Annotated in this window: 13 protein-coding genes; 10 read left to right on the top strand and 3 right to left on the bottom strand. The window is 66.8% G+C overall.

Annotated elements, in window-relative coordinates; all coding sequences use genetic code 11:
- Positions 1-18 precede the first annotated feature (18 nt).
- From E0H75_RS07340 to E0H75_RS07320, 5 genes are read left to right on the top strand one after another with little or no spacing between them, the layout of a single operon-like run.
- A complete protein-coding gene (locus tag E0H75_RS07340; RefSeq protein WP_131512414.1) occupies positions 19-1,821 on the top strand; it encodes a DUF3556 domain-containing protein in 1,803 nt (600 codons plus the stop codon).
- Positions 1,818-3,227 carry a phytoene desaturase family protein gene (locus tag E0H75_RS07335; RefSeq protein WP_131512413.1) on the top strand — a complete coding sequence of 470 codons (1,410 nt, stop codon included), beginning with the start codon at positions 1,818-1,820 and terminating at the stop codon, positions 3,225-3,227. The genes E0H75_RS07340 and E0H75_RS07335 overlap by 4 nt, the downstream gene beginning before the upstream one ends.
- Positions 3,228-3,255: 28 nt before the next feature.
- Positions 3,256-4,944: a PHA/PHB synthase family protein gene (locus tag E0H75_RS07330; RefSeq protein ID WP_131512412.1), complete on the top strand. Its 1,689-nt coding sequence runs from the start codon at positions 3,256-3,258 to the stop codon at positions 4,942-4,944.
- A gap of 33 nt (positions 4,945-4,977) precedes the next feature.
- On the top strand, positions 4,978-5,784 hold the full coding sequence (phaZ, locus tag E0H75_RS07325) for a poly(3-hydroxyalkanoate) depolymerase (RefSeq protein ID WP_202872851.1): 807 nt from the start codon (positions 4,978-4,980) through the stop codon (positions 5,782-5,784).
- Positions 5,785-5,794: 10 nt separating this feature from the next.
- Positions 5,795-6,967, top strand: a complete 1,173-nt coding sequence (locus E0H75_RS07320) for an acyl-CoA dehydrogenase family protein (protein ID WP_131512411.1) — start codon at positions 5,795-5,797, stop codon at positions 6,965-6,967.
- Between the two features lie 33 nt (positions 6,968-7,000).
- Here E0H75_RS07320 and E0H75_RS07315 read toward each other — a convergent pair whose 3' ends face one another.
- The 3 genes from E0H75_RS07315 to corA all read right to left on the bottom strand — a co-directional run bounded on the left by E0H75_RS07315 (position 7,001) and on the right by corA (position 9,389).
- On the bottom strand, positions 7,001-7,291 hold the full coding sequence (locus E0H75_RS07315; protein ID WP_131512410.1) for a hypothetical protein: 291 nt from the start codon (positions 7,289-7,291) through the stop codon (positions 7,001-7,003).
- The gene (locus E0H75_RS07310; RefSeq protein WP_202872850.1) at positions 7,291-8,322 is read right to left on the bottom strand and encodes a cation diffusion facilitator family transporter; all 1,032 of its coding nucleotides are present in this window, start codon (positions 8,320-8,322) and stop codon (positions 7,291-7,293) included. Before E0H75_RS07310 ends, E0H75_RS07315 begins: the two co-directional genes overlap by 1 nt.
- 128 nt (positions 8,323-8,450) lie before the next feature.
- Complete coding sequence (corA, locus tag E0H75_RS07305) at positions 8,451-9,389, bottom strand: magnesium/cobalt transporter CorA (protein ID WP_165553499.1); 939 nt, start codon at positions 9,387-9,389, stop codon at positions 8,451-8,453.
- A gap of 277 nt (positions 9,390-9,666) precedes the next feature.
- On the opposite strand from corA, the gene E0H75_RS07300 reads away from it, so the two are divergent.
- Genes E0H75_RS07300 through E0H75_RS07280 form a run of 5 tightly spaced genes read left to right on the top strand, consistent with a single transcriptional unit; the run spans position 9,667 to position 15,777 of the window.
- A complete protein-coding gene (locus E0H75_RS07300) occupies positions 9,667-11,097 on the top strand; it encodes a sugar porter family MFS transporter (RefSeq protein ID WP_131512408.1) in 1,431 nt (476 codons plus the stop codon).
- A 47-nt stretch (positions 11,098-11,144) separates the two neighbouring features.
- Entirely contained in the window at positions 11,145-12,560 is a 1,416-nt protein-coding gene (locus tag E0H75_RS07295) for a glucose-6-phosphate dehydrogenase (RefSeq protein WP_131512407.1), read from the top strand.
- Entirely contained in the window at positions 12,560-13,501 is a 942-nt protein-coding gene (locus E0H75_RS07290) for an aldose 1-epimerase family protein (protein WP_202872849.1), read from the top strand. Before E0H75_RS07295 ends, E0H75_RS07290 begins: the two co-directional genes overlap by 1 nt.
- Before the next feature lie 39 nt (positions 13,502-13,540).
- A complete protein-coding gene (locus E0H75_RS07285) occupies positions 13,541-14,425 on the top strand; it encodes a 3-hydroxyacyl-CoA dehydrogenase (RefSeq protein WP_131512406.1) in 885 nt (294 codons plus the stop codon).
- Entirely contained in the window at positions 14,422-15,777 is a 1,356-nt protein-coding gene (locus tag E0H75_RS07280) for an NAD(P)/FAD-dependent oxidoreductase (RefSeq protein ID WP_131512405.1), read from the top strand. Before E0H75_RS07285 ends, E0H75_RS07280 begins: the two co-directional genes overlap by 4 nt.
- The last annotated feature ends 9 nt before the right edge of the window (positions 15,778-15,786 follow it).

Raw genomic sequence — 15,786 nt, 5'->3', positions numbered from 1 at the left:
CGACGAAGGAGCCTCACCATGGGATTCAAGACCGGCACTGCGCCACCGGTGGACCCGGAGAACCTGTACTCCATCCCCTACCTCGAGCGGATCAAGATCATGTCCCGGTTCTGGGCCGAGCACGGCTTCGGGTCGCCGAAGATCTTCCACCTCATCTACGTCGTCAAGCTGGTATTCCTCTACGCTCTCGGTGGCTATCTGGTCGCGTCACTCACGTCGGGCTTCAATCCCCTGCATTCCGCCGTGTTCTGGACCGAGCCGATCTTCTACCAGAAGCTCATCCTCTGGACAGTGCTGCTCGAGGTGCTCGGCGTCGCCGGATCCTGGGGCCCGCTGGCCGGCCACTTCAAGCCGTTCACCGGCGGCTGGCGCACCTACAGCCGGGTGGGCACCATTCGTGAGCCACCGTGGCCTGGCGTCGTACCGATGACCCGCGGCGATCGTCGAACCGGGCTGGATGTGGGGTTGTACGTCGCGGTCTTGATCACCCTCGTGACCGCGCTGGCCATGCCCGGCTCCGACGACGCCGGGATCGCCCGCCTCGGGTTCGACGGCGGGCGGGTCGCACCCGCGCTGATGGCAGTTCTCGGTGTCCTGCTGGTTGTGCTCGGGTTGCGCGACAAAGTGGCCTTCCTGCAGGCGCGCGGCGAGCAGTACCTGCCGGCGATCGTGTTCTTCGCGGCATACGGCGCGGCGGACATGATCGTCGCGCTGAAGCTGCTGATCGTCGCGGTCTGGGTTGGCGCCGGCTTCTCGAAGTTCGGTAAGCACTTCGCCATGGTCGTGCCTCCGATGGTCAGCAACACTCCCTGGCTGCCGTCGAAGGCGATGAAGCGAGCCAACTACAAGAATTTCCCCGAGGACCTCAGGCCGTCGCACAACGGCAAGTTGCTCGCACACGTCGGCGGGACGCTGGTGGAGATTCTGGCCCCACTGACCCTGCTGTTCTCGACGAACCGGACCGTCACGATCTTGGCGGCGGTCCTGATGATCTGCTTCCACCTGTTCATCACCTCGACGTTCCCGCTGGCCGTGCCTCTGGAGTGGAACATCCTCTTCGCCTTCGGCACCGCGTTCCTGTTCCTCGGTCACCCCAGCTGGGACGGGTACGGCCTCGGCGACATGACGCCGTGGCTGCTCGGGCTCACCGCCGCCGCGCTGCTGGCCTTTCCCGTGCTCGGCAACTTGCGGCCCGACCTAGTGTCCTTCTTGCCGTCGATGCGGCAGTACGCCGGCAACTGGGCGTCAGCCACCTGGGCCTTCGCACCGGGAGCCGAGCAGCGGCTCAACGAGCGTTTGGTCAAGCCGGCGCCGATGGTCGTCGACCAAGTCGCAGAGCTGGTGGGGAGCCGGGATGCGGCCGAGGTGGCACTGCACCAGGTGCAGGGATGGCGGGCACTGCACAGTCAGGGCCGCGCGCTCAACTCGATCCTGATCAATCAGCTCGGCGGCGACATCGACCGCTACTCGCTGCGGGAAGGTGAGTTCATGACGAACTGCATCGTCGGTTTCAACTTCGGCGACGGGCACCTGCACGACCACAAGTTCATCGCCTCGATCCAGAAGCGCTGCGACTTCGAGCCCGGTGAGTTCATCGTCGCCTGGATCGAGTCGCAAGCGGTGCACGAGAAGCACCAGCGTTACCAGGTGATCGACGCCGCGATCGGGATCGTGGAGCGCGGCAGCTACCAGGTCGCCGACGCCGTCGCCGAGCAGCCCTGGCTGCCGAACGGCCCGATCCGCCTCGACGTCGAGTGGCGGCTCCCCGGCTACCAGCGGGTCAGCCACGCAGCGCCGGATCTGACGGGCACCGGACGATGACCAGGGCCGTGGTGGTCGGCAGCGGGCCGAACGGGCTCGCTGCCGCCCTGACGCTCGCCAAGGCCGGTGTCGACGTCGAGGTCCTCGAAGCCGCCGACACACCAGGTGGCGGGACCCGCAGCAGCGAGCTCACCCTGCCAGGACTCGTCCACGACGAGTGCTCGGGTTTCCATCCTCTCGCAGTCGATACGCCGTTCTCCCGCGAGTTCGATCTGGCGGCGTACGGGCTGACCTGGCGGTGGCCCGAGATCCAGTACGCGCACCCGCTGGACGACGGACGTGGCGCCGCCGCACTCCGGTCAGTCGAGGACACCGCAGCACTGCTCGGGCCGGATCGCCGCGCCTGGAGCCTGGTGTTCGGCCCACTGACCGAGAGGTTCGGCTCGATCACCGCCGACTTCCTCCGGCCGATGGTACGGGTGCCCTCCCATCCGTTCGCGCTCGCCCGGTTCGGCGTATTCGCCGCGCTGCCCGCCTCGGTGCTGGTCCGAGCCTGGTCGACACCGGAGGCACGGGCGCTGTACGGCGGCGTAGCGGCTCACGCGCTGCGGCCGCTGACCACCCTGATGTCCTCGGCCATCGGAGTAGCCCTCGCCACGGCGGCCCACGCGTATGGCTGGCCCGTCGCCGAGGGCGGGTCGGCGGCCATCAGCCGTGCCATGATTCGCGGCCTGGAGACCCTGGGCGGCAAGGTGGTGACCGGCGTTCGCGTCGAGTCGCTCGCCCAGCTCGACGAGGCGGACGTGGTGATGCTCGACGTCGCCCCGCGCGCCGCCGTACAGATCGCCGGGGACGCGATGCCGCACGCGGTCCGGCGGGCACTGACCCGGTACCGGCACGGTCCAGGCGTCTTCAAGATCGACTTCGCCATCGACGGCGAGGTGCCGTGGCGCCATGAACCCTCACGTCGCGCCGGAACGGTCCATGTCATCGGCGACTACGACGAGCTTGCGCACGCGGAACGCGAGGTGGCGCGCGGCCATCTCCCGGCGCGTCCGTTCGTCCTGGTCGGGCAGCAATACCTTGCCGATCCGACCCGCGCGACCGGTAGCCATCGACCCTTGTACGCCTACGCGCACGTTCCGGCCGGGTTCACCGGGGACGCAACGGCACAGATCGAGGCACAGATCGAGCGCTTCGCACCTGGCTTCCGCGACCGGATCCTGGCTCGGCATGTCCGGACCACGCAGCAACTGCAGCAGTACAACCCGAACTACGTTGCTGGCGACGTCGTCACCGGCGCCAACTCTGCCCGCCAACTGGTATTCCGGCCCCGACCGGCCTTCAACCCCTACGCCGTCGGCATACCCGCGGTGTACCTGTGCTCTGCGGCAACCCCGCCCGGCGCGGGAGCACACGGGATGTGCGGATACAACGCGGCGCAGACCGCGCTGGCGAGATTGTGATCGGCCAACGTACCGGAAGGAATGTGTCATGACCACCCACCCAGAGCGGGCCGACCTGCTCGCCGAGCCACTCGACTTCCTGCTCACCACCGCCGCGACCGGGTCGCTGCGCCGGTTCCTGCCTACCAGTTCGTGGACTCGGATGGCGACAGGGCTGGCCGCCCGGCCGGGAACCGTCGCACGGCGCAGCGTCGACCTGACCACCGAGCTCGCCCGGATCGTGACCGGGCACTCCGGGCGATCGCCGTCCAAGCGGGACCGCCGGTTCGCGGACCCGGCCTGGACTCAGAACCCTCTCTTACGGCGGCTGGTGCAGGCCTATCTGGCCGCCGAGGAGATCGCCGGCGCACTGCCCCGGGACGCGCGACTCGACTGGCGCGACACCGAGCGGATGACGTTCGTGGTCGACAACCTGATCGGAGCGCTTGCCCCGAGCAACAACGCCCTGATCAGCCCGGTGGCGTGGAAGGCCCTGATCGACAGCGCCGGCCTGAGTTCTGTCGCGGGCATCCGCAACCTGGTGCGGGACCTCTCCACGCCGCCGCGGGTGCCGAGGATGATCGAGCCGACAGCGTTCACTGTCGGCGAGACAGTAGCCGCGACGCCGGGCGCGGTCGTGTACCGGACCGAGGTGTTCGAACTGATCCAGTACACACCGCAGTCAGCGCAGGTCCACACCGTGCCGTTGCTGATCGTGCCGCCCGTGATCAACAAGTACTACGTGGTCGACATCGCCCCCGGGCGCAGCCTGGTCGAGTACTTCCTCCAGCAAGGCCAGCAGGTATTCACGATCTCCTGGCGCAACCCTGACGCCCGCCACCGCGACTGGGGGATGGACACCTACGGCCAGGCGATCATCGACGCGATGGATGCCGTGCAGCGGATCTGCCGCAGCGACACCACGAACCTGTTCGCCACCTGTTCCGGCGGCGTCCTCGCCTCGATGGTGATGTCGCACCTGGCCGATCGCGGAGACCTGGACCGGGTCGCGGGTCTGACCCTGGCGGTGAGCGTGCTGGACCAGAGCCGGGCCGGCCTCGTCTCCGCGGTGATCGACGAGCGCGTCGCCGCCGCGGCGATCGCCTCGTCCGCATCCAGGGGTTACCTCGACGGTCGCGCCCTGGCTGAGGTGTTCGCCTGGCTGCGGCCGGTCGACCTGATCTGGAATTACTGGGTCAACAACTACCTCCAGGGCCGGTCGCCGGCCCCGTTCGACGTGTTGTTCTGGAACGCCGACACCACCCGGATGACCGCTGCCCTGCACCGCGGCTTCGTCGAGCTGGGAATGTCGAACGGTCTCACCCGACCAGGCTCGGTCACCATGCTGGGTACGGTGATCGATCTCGGCAAGGTCACCACTCCGTCATACGTGATCGCCGGGATCTCCGACCACATCTGCCCCTGGCAGGCCTGCTACCGCAGCACCCAACTGCTCGGCGGTGACAGCCGGTTCGTGCTGTCCACGAGCGGCCACATCGCGTCGATGGTCAACCCACCCGGCAATCCCAAGGCAACCTTCCAGGTCAACACCGACAACCCGCCGGATCCCGACGAATGGTTGCTGACGGCAAGCACAATGGAGGGTTCCTGGTGGCCGGACTACGTCGCATGGTTAAAAGCGCGCGGTGGAAAGCTCAAAGCCGCGCCGGCAACGCTGGGCGGTGCCGGAATGGAACCTCTGGAACCCGCCCCCGGCAGCTATGTCCTGCACACCTGACTGCATCCGACACACGCCGCGAGAGGAGCCGATGTGCGCACCGAGCACCTGCACAGCCTGACCGTTGCCGGCCAACGCATCCGGTACGACATCCGGCCAGGCAACCGTCGCAAGACGCCGTTGCTGCTGTGCTGTGGCATCGGCGCCGCGTTCGAGGTGTTGCAAACCGTGATCGACGCAATGGATCCCGACCGGGAAGTGATCCGCTTCGACGTTCCCGGGGTGGGCGGGTCACCGGTCGGGCTGCTGCCGTACCCCTTCCCGATACTGGCCTGGATCGTCGAACGGATGCTCCGGCAGCTCGGGTACGACGAGGTCGACGTGCTCGGCCTGTCCTGGGGCGGTGCCTTGGCTCAGCAGCTCGCCGTACAGCACCGGCGGCGGGTACGGCGGCTCGTCCTGGTCAGCACCGCCACCGGCATGCTGATGGTGCCCGGCCGCCCGGCCACCCTGGTCAGGATGGTGACGCCACGACGCTTCCGCGACCCGGAGTACGCCGCAGGCGTGGCGGGATTCCTGTACGGCGGCAGCGCCCGCCGGCACGCGACCGACATCCGCACGATGTTCAAGAACCAGGCGTACGCCGGGTCACGGCGCGGATACCTCTTCCAACTCATGGCCGGAGCCGCCTGGACAAGCCTGCCCTTCCTCGGCCTCATCCAGCAGCCGACACTGGTGCTGAGCGGGGATGACGACCCGATCATCCCGATCGCGAACGCCCGCATCCTGGCCACCCTGATCCGGCACGCCGAGCTGCACCTCTACCACGGCGGGCACGTCGAGCTCGTCACCGAGGCACCAAACCTGGTGCCGGTCATCACTGAATACCTGTCGCGTTGAGGAACCCGCCATGACCACTGACCCGATCGACTTCTATGGCTTGGAGACGCTGCTCGAAGACCGCGACCGTGAGCTGCTGCACGCCGTCCGCGACTTCGGCGACAAGCAGGTGGCACCGATCATCAACGAGCACTGGACCCGGGCCACGTTCCCGTTCGAGCTGCTCCCAGGACTACGCGACCTCGGCATCACTGGTATGCCGTACACCGGCTACGGTTGCCCAGGTCGCAGCTTCCTGACCGACGGCATGGTCGCGATGGAACTGGCCACGGCCGACCCGTCCATCGCCACTTTCAACGGGGTGCACGGCGGACTGGCGATGGGTTCGATCTATCTCTGCGGCTCCGAGGAACAAAAGCAACGCTGGTTGCCGCAGATGGCCCGGCTCGAGACGATCGGCGCCTTCGGCCTCACCGAGCCCCGCGTCGGCTCCGGCGCCTCCCGGGGTCTACAGACGACGGCCCGCCGGGTCGGTGACGAGTGGATCCTCGACGGCCAGAAGAAGTGGATCGGCAACGCGACCTTCGCCGACCTCACCGTGATCTGGGCCCGCGACGTCGAGGACGAACAGGTCAAAGGCTTCGTGGTCGAGAAGGACACACCGGGGTTCACGACCAGCAAACTCGAAGACAAGATGGCGCTGCGCGTCGTCCAGAACGCGCTGATCACCCTGGACGATGTGAAGATTCCGGCGAAGAACAAACTGGCTGGCGCGAACTCGTTCCGCGACACCGCGAAGGTGCTGCTGATGACGCGGGCAGGGGTGGCGTGGATGGCGGTCGGATGCGCCCGGGGTGCCTACCGGCACGCGCTCGCGTACGCCAAGGAGCGCGAACAGTTCGGCCGGCCGATCGCCGGCTTCCAGCTGGTCCAGGACCTGCTGGTCCGCATGCTCGCCAACACCACCGCATCCGCCACCTTGTGCGCGCGCCTCTCCCAGCTCCAGGACGCCGGCCTCGCGTACGACGAACACGCGTCACTCGCCAAGGCGTTCTGCACCGTCCGCATGCGCGAAACCGTCGGCTACGCCCGCGAACTTCTCGGCGGCAACGGCATCCTCCTCGAACACAACGTCGGCCGCTACGTCGCCGACGCCGAAGCGATCTACTCCTACGAAGGTACCCGTGAGATGAACACGCTCATCGTCGGCCGCTCGATCACCGGCCTCTCCGCATTCGTCTGACCGCCAGCGCCTTCTGCCCGGCCGCGACTGGGATCAGTTCGACGCTGTGCCTTCCGAGTAGCCGGCGGCCGCCAGCAAGCGGCGCAGCCCGACCACCGCATCGATGTCCGTGTCCTTGTCTGAGGGGAGGTCGAAGAAACCGGTCTCGGTACCGACCGTGACCTCGACCTTGCCGTCCTGATGGCGCTCCACTGTGCCCACGGCCTCGAGCAACGACACCACGTCGTGCCACTCGATGTTGTGGCTCACAGGGTGCTGGAAGATTTTGCGCAGCGTCGCGCGGTGGTGGCTGGTGAGGTGCTCAGATCCCGGGTCTGAAGTCATCACGCCTCCTCGTCGTCAGTGGCGAGCGTACGCCCCGGTGGCCCGGCCTGCTCCGGCACCGACGGCGTGGGATCGAGGAAGACGTAGCGAACGCCCGGTGACAGCGCCCGCAAGCGGCGTTCCGCTTCGTCCGCGGCTCGCTCGATGTCGGTCGCCGTACTAGCACTCTCGAAGTGGACCTTGGCCGCAATCATGAGACTTCCGGGCCCGATCACCACGGCGACGAAGACCGGAACACTGACCACGCCAGGCAGGGATTCCAGACTGCCCCGCAAGGCCGCCTGCAATTCCGGGCGAACGGTCTGGCCGACAAGCAGGGACAGGTTGGCACGCGCCAGGGTGGCGGCCGTGACGACGAGCAGCGCGCCGATGGCGATCGATGCCAGCCCGTCCCACGCGGTTTGCCCGGTCAGGTGCCGCAGACTGACGCCGACAGCAGCGAGGACGAGACCGATCAAGGCGGCAGTGTCCTCGAAGATCACCGCTTTGACCGGAGTATCGGTAGTGTCTTCGAGGTAGTCCAGCGGCGGCAAACTGAGTGCCGCCGCGGTGTGCCGCGCCTCGCGCACCCCGCGGGCCAGGGAGCCCCCCTCCACCACGAACGCGAAGGCCAGCACCCCATAGACAACCCACATGCTGGTGTCGTCGGGCGGCTCGCCGCGGAACAGTGTCTCGATACCCCGAGCGATGGAGAAGCCGGCGCCGGCGACGAACGTCGCTAGGGCGGCCAGGAACGCCCACAGATAAGTCTCCCGGCCGTACCCGAACGGATGTCTCGAGTCCGGGCCGCGGGCCCCCCGGCGCGCCGCGATAAACAGGAAGACCTCAGTCACCGTGTCGGCGACCGAGTGTGCAGCTTCGGCCTGCAACGCGGCCGAGCCACTGATCACTCCGACGACAGCCTTGGCCGCGCCGACAAGAAGGTTGGCAGCGCCCGCGACCAGCACGACGACGAGGCGGCCGGTCGCCTGACTGCGCCCGTCGTCCTGCTGGCCCTTCGCGCTCACCCGGTCCACGAACCCCCCTCTCACCGTGCCTACTCCTCTCCACGAGAGAAGGCGAGTACCCAGGAGAATTCGGCGTACAACGCCCGGCGGCCGTCACCGCAGCGGCGTGAATCGGTCACTCGGTGGTGAAGTACGGCTGAAACCGACCAGGCTCAAAACCAGCTGCGCCGCTTGAAGAAGGCGACCAGCAGCGCGACGGCGGCGAGTTCCAGACCGATCCCCAGGGCGGCGAAGGCCGGCATGCCGCCGATGTGATCGACCATCCACCCGAAGTTCTGACCGAAGAAGCCGCTGATGAAGGTGAGCGGCAGGAAGACCGTCGAGATGATCGTGAGCTGTTTCATCACGGCGTTCTGCCGGTTCGAAACGGTCGAAAGGAAGACGTCCATCGACGCTGTGAGCAGCTCGCGATACGTGTCGATCAGGTCACCGATCCGGATCAAGTGATCGTAAGTGTCACGGAAGTACCGTTCGGCTTCGTGCGTCATCCCGGGCAATACGACAACACCGCTCATCAGGCTCGCGAACACGTCCCGCTGCGACGCTACAACCTTGCGTATCCTGACGAGGGTGTGCTTCGTCGCGGAGATTTCGTGGAGCTGTGCCTCGCTGACCTCGAGGAAGACTTCGTCCTCGAGGTCGTCGATGCGGTCATCGAGGCCCACGAGGATGGTGAAGAAACTGTCGACCAGAGCGTCGACAAGCCGATGGGCGAGCCAGACGGGGTCCTCGATCGACTTCGTGCGAGCCTCGTAGTGGCGGCGTACGTCGGTCAACGCTGGGACCGCGTCCCGGTGCGCGGTGATCAGGAAGCGCTCGGAGTAGAAGCAGTGCACCTCGGCCAGGCGATCGTCGTCCGGCAACGCGCCGTACAGAACGAGAAAGACGAAGTCGTCGTACTCCTCGATCTTCGGGCGCTGGCCGAACTGCTCGGAATCCTCGATCGCAAGAGGGTGGAAACGGAAGACGTCGCGCAGCACCCCGAAGTCCTCGGGCGTCGGCTGGTGAAGGTCGATCCAGAAGAAGCTGCCACTGGCAAGCAACCGCTCGGCGTCCGCGCGGCTGAACCCTGACTCATCATTGCGCTCCATCACCGCAGAATATGTCCAGCCGTCGTGGTTGACGCGGGGATCCTCGGGCCGAGTTCTTTCGCCACTCCCGCGGCTGGTGCTAGGTTGACGAGCTAGTTGCTCTTCATGCCCACGACCCCAAACGCCCCGGGATCCGCTGCGTAGGTGGCGCGGGCTTACTTCCAACGTCCGGCAGGGTGCATCCGGGTTGGCCAGCGCCGCAACAGCGGCCAGGGGGATTCGGTTCGAGCGTCGTCGCCTGACCTGCTGGGCACCGGGTCTCCACGAGGAGCTGGACATGCCCACAGGAATTCCGGCGACACCGACCGCGGACACTCCGCTGGCCGAATTCTCCCACCAGGCGCTCCGCAAGGTCGGACGCTTTGGATTGGTCATCGCGATCGGCAGCTTCTTGTTCGGGTACGACACGGGAGTCGTCTCGGGCGCGTTGCTCTTCATCAAGGAAGACTTCTCGCTGAACGCCTTCGAGCAGGGCGCCGTGGTCAGTGTGCTGCTGTTCGGCGCGATCGTCGGAGCGCCGCTCGTCGGCCGCGTCGCGGATCGCCTCGGGCGGAAGAAGACACTGTGCCTGGTCGCTCTCGTCTTCGCCGCCGGGATCGCGATCGCAGCGCTGGCAGGCAGTTACCCGATGTTGCTGATCGGCCGGGTGATCATGGGCCTCGGAGTCGGCGGCGTGTCCGCCCTCGTCCCCACCTACCTGTCCGAGATCTCGCCTGCACAGATCCGTGGCCGCGTCCTGACCCTCAACCAACTGCTGATCACGGTCGGCCTGCTGGTCTCGTACCTGGTGGATCTGGCCTTCGCGAGCTCAGAAAACTGGCGGGCGATGTTCGCCGTAGGTCTGATTCCAGCCGTCGGGCTCGCGCTGGGCTCGCTGTGGCTACCGGAGTCGCCGGCCTGGCTGATGAACCACGGGAAGGTGGAGCAGACGAGATCGTTGATCGCCTCGGTGGCGGGCGACGACGCGGCGAACCAGACGATCGACCGCTACAAGCGCGAGGGGAAAGAGCGCGAGCACGCAGAGGCCGAGCAGACATCCGACCGCAAGGGCGCGCGCGTTCTGACGGCACCTCGGCTGCGGGCCGCTGTCGTCGTGGGTTTGACTCTGGCGGTACTGCAGCAGTTCGCCGGCATCAACACGATCGTCTACTACGCCCCCACGATCATGCAGAAGTCCGGGCTGTCCGCATCCAACTCGATCCTCTACTCGGTCATCATCGGCGTCATCAATCTCGTGACGACGATCATCTCCTTGCGGCTCGTCGACCGGGTCGGGCGTCGCCCGTTGCTGCTCGTCTCGCTCACCGGGATGCTCGTCTCCCTGGTCGGGCTCGGATTCGCGTTCGTCGCCGGGTGGCCTCCGGTGCTCATCCTGGTCTTCATTCTCCTGTACATCGTGGCCTTCGCAATCGGCATGGGACCGGTCTTCTGGGTTCTGCTCGGCGAGATCTTCCCGAGGCAGGATCGCGCCGCCGGTGTCGGCGCCGGCTCGACCGTGAACTGGACCGCCAATCTCGTCGTGTCGCTGGCGTTCCTGCCGCTTGTCAGCGCGATCGGGCAGGGCCAGACGTTCTGGCTGTTCGCGATCGTCTGCGCGATCGGCGTGTGGTTCGTCGCTCGCTACGTGCCGGAGACGAAAGATCGCGACTTCATCGCCATCGACGCCGACCTGCAGGCCCGCTGGAAGCACGACGCCGCACACGCCTGAGCGCACGTACCGCGACTTCACCCCACAACCCATCAGGGAGCGCCGTCATGGCATCTCAATTCAACCAAACACTCCTGATCCTCGGCGCGAGCGGTGACCTGTCCGCGCGCCTCTTGCTCCCCGGCCTGGGAGCGCTCCTGACCAGTTGGGACGGCGAGAGCATCGGGCTGGTCGGAAGCGACATGAAGGACTGGGACGACGCACGCTGGCGTGCGCAGGTAACAGAGTCGTTCGCGGCCGCGGGCGCGAGCGGCGCCAAAGCAGACGCCATCGCGGAGTCCACCCGGTACGTACAGGCAGACGTCACCGCCGACGGCGATTGGAAGCGGCTGCTCGATGCGTGCGACGGTCGCGTTGTCATCTACTTCGCACTGCCGCCCGCGATCACCGAACGTGCATGCCAAGCCCTGACCGCAGTTGAACTGCCGACCGGGACAAGGCTGGTGTTCGAGAAGCCGTTCGGCACCGACGCTGCCAGCGCCGAAGCGCTCAACCGGCTCGTGGCCCAGCTGGTACCCGAGGAGCAGGTACATCGGGTGGACCACTTCCTGGGCATGTCGACGGTGCTCAACATCGCCGGCGTGCGGTTCGCCAACCGCATGTTCGAGCCGTTGTTCAGCGGCGACAACGTAGAGAGCGTGGACATCGTGTTCGACGAGACCCTCGGGCTGGAGGGCCGTGCCGGCTTCTACGACCGCGCCGGCGCGTTGGTCGACATGATCCAAAGCCACCTACTGCAGGTGATGTCGCTGGTCGCGATGGAGCCACCGAGCACGATCGAGGCTGTCGACGTCCGCGACGCCAGGGCAGCCGTACTCCGCGCCACCAGGGTCTGGAACGACAACCCCGCCGCCTCCAGCTATCGCGCCCGGTACACCGAGGGCCAGGTCGACGGACGGCAATTCCCGTCGTACGCCGACGAGGCTGGGATTCCGGCCGACAGCACCACCGAGACATTGGCCGAGGTCGTCCTGGCGATCGACACCTGGCGCTGGGCCGGCGTCCCGTTTCGGCTCCGCTCGGGCAAGGCGCTAAGCCACCCGCGCCAGGAGGTCGTGATCACCTTCAAGAACCCGCGGCACATTCCGATCGGCTTTACCGGCGCCGAGCAGCCCGACCGGCTGCACATCGGCATTGCCCTCGACGCTGGGAAAATGAGCATCGACCTCAACGTCAACGGCCCCGGCGACCCCAAGGTCATCGACCCGGTGACACTCGGAACCGACCTCGGGCCGGGCAAGCTGCACGAATACGGCGAAGTCCTCAAGAGCACGTTCGACGCCGACCCGATCCTCTCGGTACGCGGCGACATGGCCGTCGACTGCTGGCGGATCATCGAACCGGTACTGAGCGCCTGGCGAAACAACGACGTACCCCTGCAGGAGTACCCAGCCGGCAGTTCAGGCCCGGACGGCTGGCCCCTGCCCGGCAAGGCGCCGGCGCCCGGCCCCGGGACGACCTGATGTCTGCGAAGACGACGATGCACTCGACGACGGTCCTGCCGTCCGGCGAGCAGTACGAGATCACATCCGGCTCGCAGCGCGCGACGATCGTCGAGGTCGGTGGTGGGTTGCGCGAGTACGAGGTCGACGGACGTCCGGTTATCGACCCCTATCCCGCCGAGCAAATCTGCGACGGTGCTCACGGAGCGCCGCTTGCCCCGTGGCCGAACCGGCTCGCCGACGGCCGCTACACCTTCGACGGCATCGAGTACCAGGTGCCGTTGACCGAGCCAGAGAAGGGCAACGCCATCCACGGCTTTCTCCGTTGGCGACCGTGGACAGCTGTGGAACGAGACGACGAGCACGTGATCATGGCCGCACGCCTGTTCCCCCTCGACGGTTTCCCGTTCCCGCTCGACGTACGTGTCAGCTACCAACTCGGGCCGCACGGGCTCACGGTCACGGCAACGGCCGCCAACATCGGCGACCGGTCGTGCCCCTACGGGTACGGTCAGCATCCGTACCTGTCTCCGGGGCGTGGACTGATCGATGAGTGCGGGCTTCAACTGGCCGGCCGTACCCGAGTCCTTACCGACGCCGAACGCCAGCTACCCATGGGCCGCGAGCCGGTCCACGGGACCGAGTACGACTTTCTGCAGCCGCACCGGCTCGGCACCACCCGGATCGACTACGCCTTCACGGACTTGGTTCGCGACCCCGCAGGGCGAGCCTGGACGCGACTGTGGGGTCCCGACGGAGCGTGTGTCGAACTGTGGGTCGACGAGACCTGTCCTTTCGTCGAAACGTACACCGGCGACACCCTGGCTCCCGCCCGAGCACGCCGCGGACTGGGCACCGAACCGATGACCGGCGCCCCCAACGCATTCGGCAGTGGCGACGGCTTGATCCGCCTCGAGCCCGGCGAATCCACAACGACCACCTGGGGTGTCGGCCTGTCCTGAGATCGCCACCCGAATCAGCCCCGCAAGGAGAATCACGACATGACCGACATCAATGCAGTGGCCGTGCTCGGAACCGGTGTCCTCGGCTCACAGATCGCCTACCAGATCGCCTACGCGGGGCTCCCGGTCACCGCGTACGACATCAGTGACGAGATCCTCGAATCCGCGAAGACGCGCTTCGAGGGACTGGCTGCGCGCTACGAGAAAGAGGTCGACGGAGCAGCCGGCGGCCCCGCCCAGGCTGCGCTGAAGCTCATGCGCTACTCCTCGGATCTCCGCGACGCCGTGCAGAACACAGATCTGGTGATCGAGTCCGTGCCCGAGCTCCTGGACCTCAAGCGCGACGTGTACACCAAGCTCGCCAAGGTCGCGCCGGACAGCACAATCTTCGCCTCCAACACCTCGACACTGCTCCCAAGCGACCTGGCTGACGCCACGGGCAGGCCGGACCGATTCCTCTCGCTGCACTTCGCGAACGAGATCTGGGTCCACAACACCGCGGAGATCATGGGCCATCCCGGCACCGACCCGGCGGTCTACCAGACGATCGTCACCTTTGCGAGACGCATCGGCATGGTGCCGATCGAGCTCAAGAAGGAACAGTCGGGCTACGTCATCAACACGCTCTCCATCCCATGGTTCACGGCCGCCTTGAAGCTGTACGTCGACGGCGTGGCCGACCCCCAGATGATCGACAACGTCTGGCGCATCGACAAGAGCGCCACCGAGGGTCCCTTCCAGAACCTCGACAGGGTTGGACTGAAGACGGTCTACGACATCTACGCCCGCTCCGGCAACGAGCAGATGCAGGCCATCGCCAAGGTCGTCAAGGAGGAGTACCTCGACAAGGGCAGGCTCGGCGAGGCTTCCGGCGAGGGCTTCTACAAGTACGCCGAAACGCCGACGGCGAGCGCGAAGAAATGAGCCGCAACGCCCCGAACGCCCACGCGCTCAGGCACCGCGTGGTCATCGTCGGCGCCGGCTTCGGAGGGCTGTTCGCCGTGCGTGCATTACGGCGTGTCCAGGTCGACGTCACGGTCGTAGACCGGGTCAACTACCACCTGTTCCAGCCGCTGCTTTACCAGGTGGCGACCGGCGTGCTCTCCGAGGGTGACATCGCGCCGCCGATCCGCGACGTGCTGCGCAAGCAGGACAACGCGCGCGTGCTCTTCGGCGAAGTGGTGCACGTCGACCTTGCCACGCGCGAGGTAGAGCTTGACACTCTCGGCGGGGCGATGCGACTTCCGTATGACAGCTTGATCGTCGCTGCGGGTGCAGCACAGTCGTATTTCGGCCATGACGAGTTCGCGGTCCACGCGCCAGGCATGAAGACCATCGACGACGCGCTCGAGTTGCGCGGACGCATCTTCGGCGCGTTCGAGATGGCCGAGCTCGACTGCGAGGCGGCTGAGCGGGATGCGTGGTTGACCTTCGTCGTGGTTGGCGCAGGTCCGACCGGTGTGGAGCTCGCCGGCCAGATCGCCGAGCTGTCCCGCCGCGCACTCAGGGCCAACTACCGGGCCTTCGATCCACGCTCTGCGCGCATCATCGTACTCGACGCCGCCGACACCGTGCTGCCGCCGTTCGCCAAGCCGCTCCAGCGGCGCGCGCACAGGGATCTGGAGGCGCTCGGGGTCGAGGTGCAGCTCGGGGCCATGGTCACCGGGGTCGACGCCACCGGCCTCCATGTCAAACGCAAGGACGGCTCGACCGATCGCATCGACGCCCATACGAAGATCTGGGCGGCCGGGGTGCAAGCGTCACCGCTCGGCGCGAGCCTCGGCGATCAAAGCGGTGCGCCCGTCGATCGTGCCGGACGGATCTCAGTCCAGCACGACTGCACACTGCCCGGACACCCGGAGGTGTTCGTGGTCGGAGATCTAATGAGCCTCAACCGCCTCCCCGGCCTTGCCGAGGTCGCGATGCAGTCCGGCCACCACGCCGCACGAACGATCGCCCGTCGGCTCGACGGCGACACCACCGAGCGTCCGTTCCGCTACATCGACCTGGGAACGATGGCCACCATCGCACGGTTCAAAGCGGTCGTCTCAATCGGACGCGTGCACATCACGGGACTCGTCGGCTGGCTGATGTGGCTCGTTGTACATCTCACATTCCTGACCGGATTCAAGAACCGCGTGTCGGCGCTGGCCAACTGGACCATCGCCTTCCTCGGGCGTGGCCGTCGACAGCGGACGATCACCGAACAGCAGGTGTTCGCGCGGACCCGCGAGATCCCGCAACCGAAGGGCGGCGTAGCAGAGCGCGAGACGTGACGACGCGTA

Source organism: Kribbella capetownensis (genome assembly GCF_004331485.1).
GTDB classification, from domain to species: domain Bacteria; phylum Actinomycetota; class Actinomycetes; order Propionibacteriales; family Kribbellaceae; genus Kribbella; species Kribbella capetownensis.
Note: the sequence above shows the minus strand (reverse complement) of the source record. Positions and strands in the feature narration are given on the sequence as shown.

Coding starts and splice junctions, on each gene's coding strand:
- E0H75_RS07340 (WP_131512414.1), top strand. CDS start 19: ATGGGATTCAAGACCGGCACTGCGCCACCGGTGGACCCGGAGAACCTG.
- E0H75_RS07335 (WP_131512413.1), top strand. CDS start 1,818: ATGACCAGGGCCGTGGTGGTCGGCAGCGGGCCGAACGGGCTCGCTGCC.
- E0H75_RS07330 (WP_131512412.1), top strand. CDS start 3,256: ATGACCACCCACCCAGAGCGGGCCGACCTGCTCGCCGAGCCACTCGAC.
- E0H75_RS07320 (WP_131512411.1), top strand. CDS start 5,795: ATGACCACTGACCCGATCGACTTCTATGGCTTGGAGACGCTGCTCGAA.
- E0H75_RS07315 (WP_131512410.1), bottom strand. CDS start 7,291: ATGACTTCAGACCCGGGATCTGAGCACCTCACCAGCCACCACCGCGCG.
- corA (WP_165553499.1), bottom strand. CDS start 9,389: ATGGAGCGCAATGATGAGTCAGGGTTCAGCCGCGCGGACGCCGAGCGG.
- E0H75_RS07300 (WP_131512408.1), top strand. CDS start 9,667: ATGCCCACAGGAATTCCGGCGACACCGACCGCGGACACTCCGCTGGCC.
- E0H75_RS07295 (WP_131512407.1), top strand. CDS start 11,145: ATGGCATCTCAATTCAACCAAACACTCCTGATCCTCGGCGCGAGCGGT.
- E0H75_RS07290 (WP_202872849.1), top strand. CDS start 12,560: ATGTCTGCGAAGACGACGATGCACTCGACGACGGTCCTGCCGTCCGGC.
- E0H75_RS07285 (WP_131512406.1), top strand. CDS start 13,541: ATGACCGACATCAATGCAGTGGCCGTGCTCGGAACCGGTGTCCTCGGC.
- E0H75_RS07280 (WP_131512405.1), top strand. CDS start 14,422: ATGAGCCGCAACGCCCCGAACGCCCACGCGCTCAGGCACCGCGTGGTC.